This is a genomic window from Ferruginibacter sp. (assembly GCF_031430955.1).
Lineage (GTDB): Bacteria > Bacteroidota > Bacteroidia > Chitinophagales > Chitinophagaceae > Ferruginibacter.
Genome location: NZ_JANPCM010000217.1, coordinates 1 through 3,677 on the forward strand (window position 1 = coordinate 1; position 3,677 = coordinate 3,677).

Consider the following 3,677-nt stretch of genomic DNA (forward strand, 5'->3'; position numbering starts at 1 on the left):
ACAGCGCAAAATTTTTTAGAGAAGCAGGAGCAAAAGTAATTGCACTGGCAGAATATGAAGGTGCTATTATGAATGCTGAGGGATTGAATGAAGAAGAAGTATTTCAGCACCGTAAAAAAACGGGTTCTATTTTAAATTTCCCCGGTGCAATTAATCTTGCAAAAAATACAGATGCATTAGAACTTGAATGCGACATTTTAATTCCGGCTGCATTAGAAAACGTTATTAATGGCGATAATGCACCAAGGGTAAAAGCAAAAATTATTGGCGAAGCAGCTAACGGCCCCTGTACGCCTGAAGCTGATGAAGAATTTACAAGGCGTGGGCTTTTATGTGTACCTGATATGTATTTAAATGCAGGTGGCGTTACCGTTAGTTATTTTGAATGGCTGAAAAATTTAAGCCATGTGCGTTATGGCCGTTTAGAAAAACGATTTGCTGAAAATTTAAATGGTCATATACTTGGGCAAATTGAAGAACTGAGTGGTAAAAAAGTAAGCCAGAAAGAAAGGGATTTTATTATGCATGGCCCCGAAGAACAGGATTTGGTACACAGCGGCCTGGAAGAAACCATGATTACTGCAACAAGAGAAATTATGCAGATTTGGAAAGATAACCCCACGATACCTGACATGCGTACTGCAGCTTATGTAAGTGCCATTAATAAAGTGGCTAACAGTTATAATGAGTTAGGCATATTTCCATAAAAATTTAAAAATGAGTTATAAAAAAATCCCGGTTTGTTGCCGGGATTTTTTTTTGCCCGCCTTCGCCTATGTTCGTGTCTCAATAACCTTTTTTGCACGCCGCCTTGGTTCGTGGCACGAACCAAGGCTTAGCTTTATTTTTCCACCTCAATTTTCATTTATCTTTTTTTAAAAAGATTGCAATAGATTTGTTTAGATTTAAAAACTGAAAAAAATACCTCAAAATAAAAAAATATGAAAAATAAATTTTTAACACTTTTTGTTACTGCAATATTTTGCTCTTGCTTTTCTTTTGCCCAGGGCGACCCCAAGCTTACCGAAGTATGGACACCCGAACCCATAAAAGTACAACCCGGAAAAACCAACAGCGATGCACCATCGGATGCCATCATTTTATTTGATGGTAGAAATTTAGACGAATGGGTTTCTACAAAAGACAGTACAAAACCTGCCCTGTGGACGGTTGCCAAAAAAGCCATCACTGTAAAAAAAGGTACCGGTAATATTCAAACTAAAAAATCTTTTACCGATTACCAGTTGCATATTGAGTGGCGCATACCTGCAAACATTACCGGCAGCGGACAGGCACGTGGCAACAGCGGTGTTTTTTTAGCGGCTACCGGCCCCGGTGATGAAGGCTACGAAATACAGGTACTGGATAATTATGATAATAAAACTTATGTAAACGGACAGGCCGCCAGTATTTACAAACAAGCTGTTCCTTTGGCCAATGTTTGCAAAAAACCCGGCGAATGGCAATCGTACGATATTGTATGGACAGCCCCACGATTTAATGAAGACGGTACCATAAAAACTAACGGCCGGATTACAGCTTTACAAAATGGTGTGCTGGTACAAAATAATGTAGAGGTAAACGGCATAACCGTTTACATTGGTAAACCTTATTACAAAAAGCATGGTGCTGCACCAATAAAATTACAAGACCACGGCGATCCGAGTGAGCCGATTAGTTACAGAAATATTTGGGTGAGGGAGTTGTGAGAAAAAAAATCTTTCATTTATTTTCTCTTGATTTGCTGAGACAACAATTATTCTGAAAACGGGCAGGTATTGCCGATGGTGGGGAATTTTATATTCGTCCGCCCGGAACTGCTGCCTGGCTTTTGATAAAGTTAAATATTAAGAACTAAAGCTTGGCTTTATTCGTCAAGCCCCGAACCGCAGTACAGCAGAATTGCCGCTGCTGATTGTTTCAACGTCGAGCCCCACTATTGGCAATACCAATGTTGGCTGCATGTGCATTTATTATTTACTATTTAAATGAAAGGATATTATTACCTTCCACAGCATCTCCATTGTCTAAAACCTTTATTTCAACAGATATGATTTTCTTCTTTGCATCAATTCTTTTGGTGTATGTTGGTGTATCTTTCCATACTGCCGGGCTCACATCATGCTGTAAAAATGTGTCATCAGCAAAATGCACTTTTATAGTGAATGGCATTGGTCTTCCACCAAAATTTTCTACGGTTAATATATTATCCTTAAATATTTTTATACCAATGTCCATATAGCCCCAGTCGAAATACCACTTTTTCCAAAACCAGTTAAGGTCTGTGCCGGATACTTTATTAAATGTGAACATAAAGTCGAAGGGAGTAGGATGCCTGTATTTCCAGGTATCCATGTAGGTCTTTAAACATTTATTAAAAAGATCTTTTCCCAGAAGCTGGTACAATGAATAATAAGAATAATATGAAACGGTGTAGGTATTTATTGAACTGTTTTGCAAAAGATGGCTGGGTACCATAACAGGAGCCATGCTTTGCGAGGCCATGTATGATTGATCAAGTTTAATCTCAGAATTGAGGTGTAAAAATCGCCACACAAAATTAGCCATTCCTTCATCCATCCATGCATATTTTTTCTCATGAATACCCATCATAAACGGAAAATACATGTGGCACATTTCATGACCGGTGGCTAAACGAATTGCACCAAAATCACTCATCTTTACCCCGGTGCCCTGCTCCAACTGTTCCTTCGTAATTGCTTCATTATTTACCATTCCCGGAAATTCCATGCCTCCTCCTTCAAGCCCGTTAAAAATTGTAAAGTATTTGTATGGAAACAAATAACGTGGGAACTCAGTATGAAACATTTTTAAATTTTCGCCAATGGCTTTCAACCACTGTTTAAACGATAGGTGATCTTCAGGATAAGCAGTATTTATAAAAAATTCGCCTAATGAATCTTTATACATACAAGCATCCCAAACAAAATGGTCGCTAAGAGCAAAGGAAAAATCGGGAAAATATTTTGCGCTGTATTTCCATTTCAACATTTTGCCTGATGAAGAAGTTTTAAAATCTGCTGCCGAATATACCTGTATGGGCTCAGTGCTCTTCTTCGCTTTATTTAATCTTTCGAGCTGGGTTTTTGAATATACTTCATCTTCATTAATTGGCGGTACTGATGCCCATACCATAAAATTATCCGGCACTTCAATCTCAATCTCATAATCCGCATAATCATGATAAAATTCAGTTGCGGCATTGTATACAATTCTATCCCATCCATCTATGTCATCATACACAGCCATTTCGGGATACCAGTAAGCAATGAACATGGAAGTACTGTCAATTGCCCCACTGCGCTCAAAGCCCTTTCCCGGAATCGTATAATGCCATTTGATAACAAGTTGAACTGCACCATTAGGGGCTAGTGGCTTTTTTAATACGATGCTGTAATTGGTCCCTTTGTGTGCTAAGCTGTCTGCATTATTTAAATTAATGGCTTCTCTGTTTACGACTATTGTGTCAATTATTACACCATCGTTAGTTGGAAAATTGTTTTTGACAAATAACCCCTGCCTCGCTGCCCCTGGCTTGTAATAATCGTGATAGGTATGAAAAGTCACTTCCTGTAATGTATCTGGACTATTATTATGATATGTTATTGTGGCTTCACCGTACAGCAATTTCTTATACGGATCAATTTTGGCTTTTA

The 3,677-nt window shown here is 38.4% G+C and carries 3 protein-coding genes; 2 read left to right on the forward strand and 1 reads right to left on the reverse strand.

Annotation, left to right across the window (positions count from 1 at the left end):
* Positions 1 to 707 (forward strand): glutamate dehydrogenase (locus tag ACY65O_RS06195; protein WP_462219983.1); only part of this gene is annotated, 707 nt, incomplete at its 5' end.
* Positions 708 to 941: 234 nt separating this feature from the next.
* On the forward strand, positions 942 to 1,709 hold the full coding sequence (locus ACY65O_RS06200; protein ID WP_462219984.1) for a 3-keto-disaccharide hydrolase: 768 nt from the start codon (positions 942 to 944) through the stop codon (positions 1,707 to 1,709).
* A gap of 271 nt (positions 1,710 to 1,980) precedes the next feature.
* On the opposite strand, the gene ACY65O_RS06205 is transcribed toward ACY65O_RS06200, so the two are convergent.
* Positions 1,981 to 3,677, reverse strand: a 1,697-nt coding sequence (locus ACY65O_RS06205; protein ID WP_462219985.1) for a M1 family aminopeptidase, incomplete at its 5' end; no start/stop codon positions are given.

What these genes read in the sequence shown, in the direction of transcription:
- ACY65O_RS06200 (WP_462219984.1), top strand. Translation starts at nt 942, where the DNA reads ATGAAAAATAAATTTTTAACACTTTTTGTTACTGCAATATTTTGCTCT.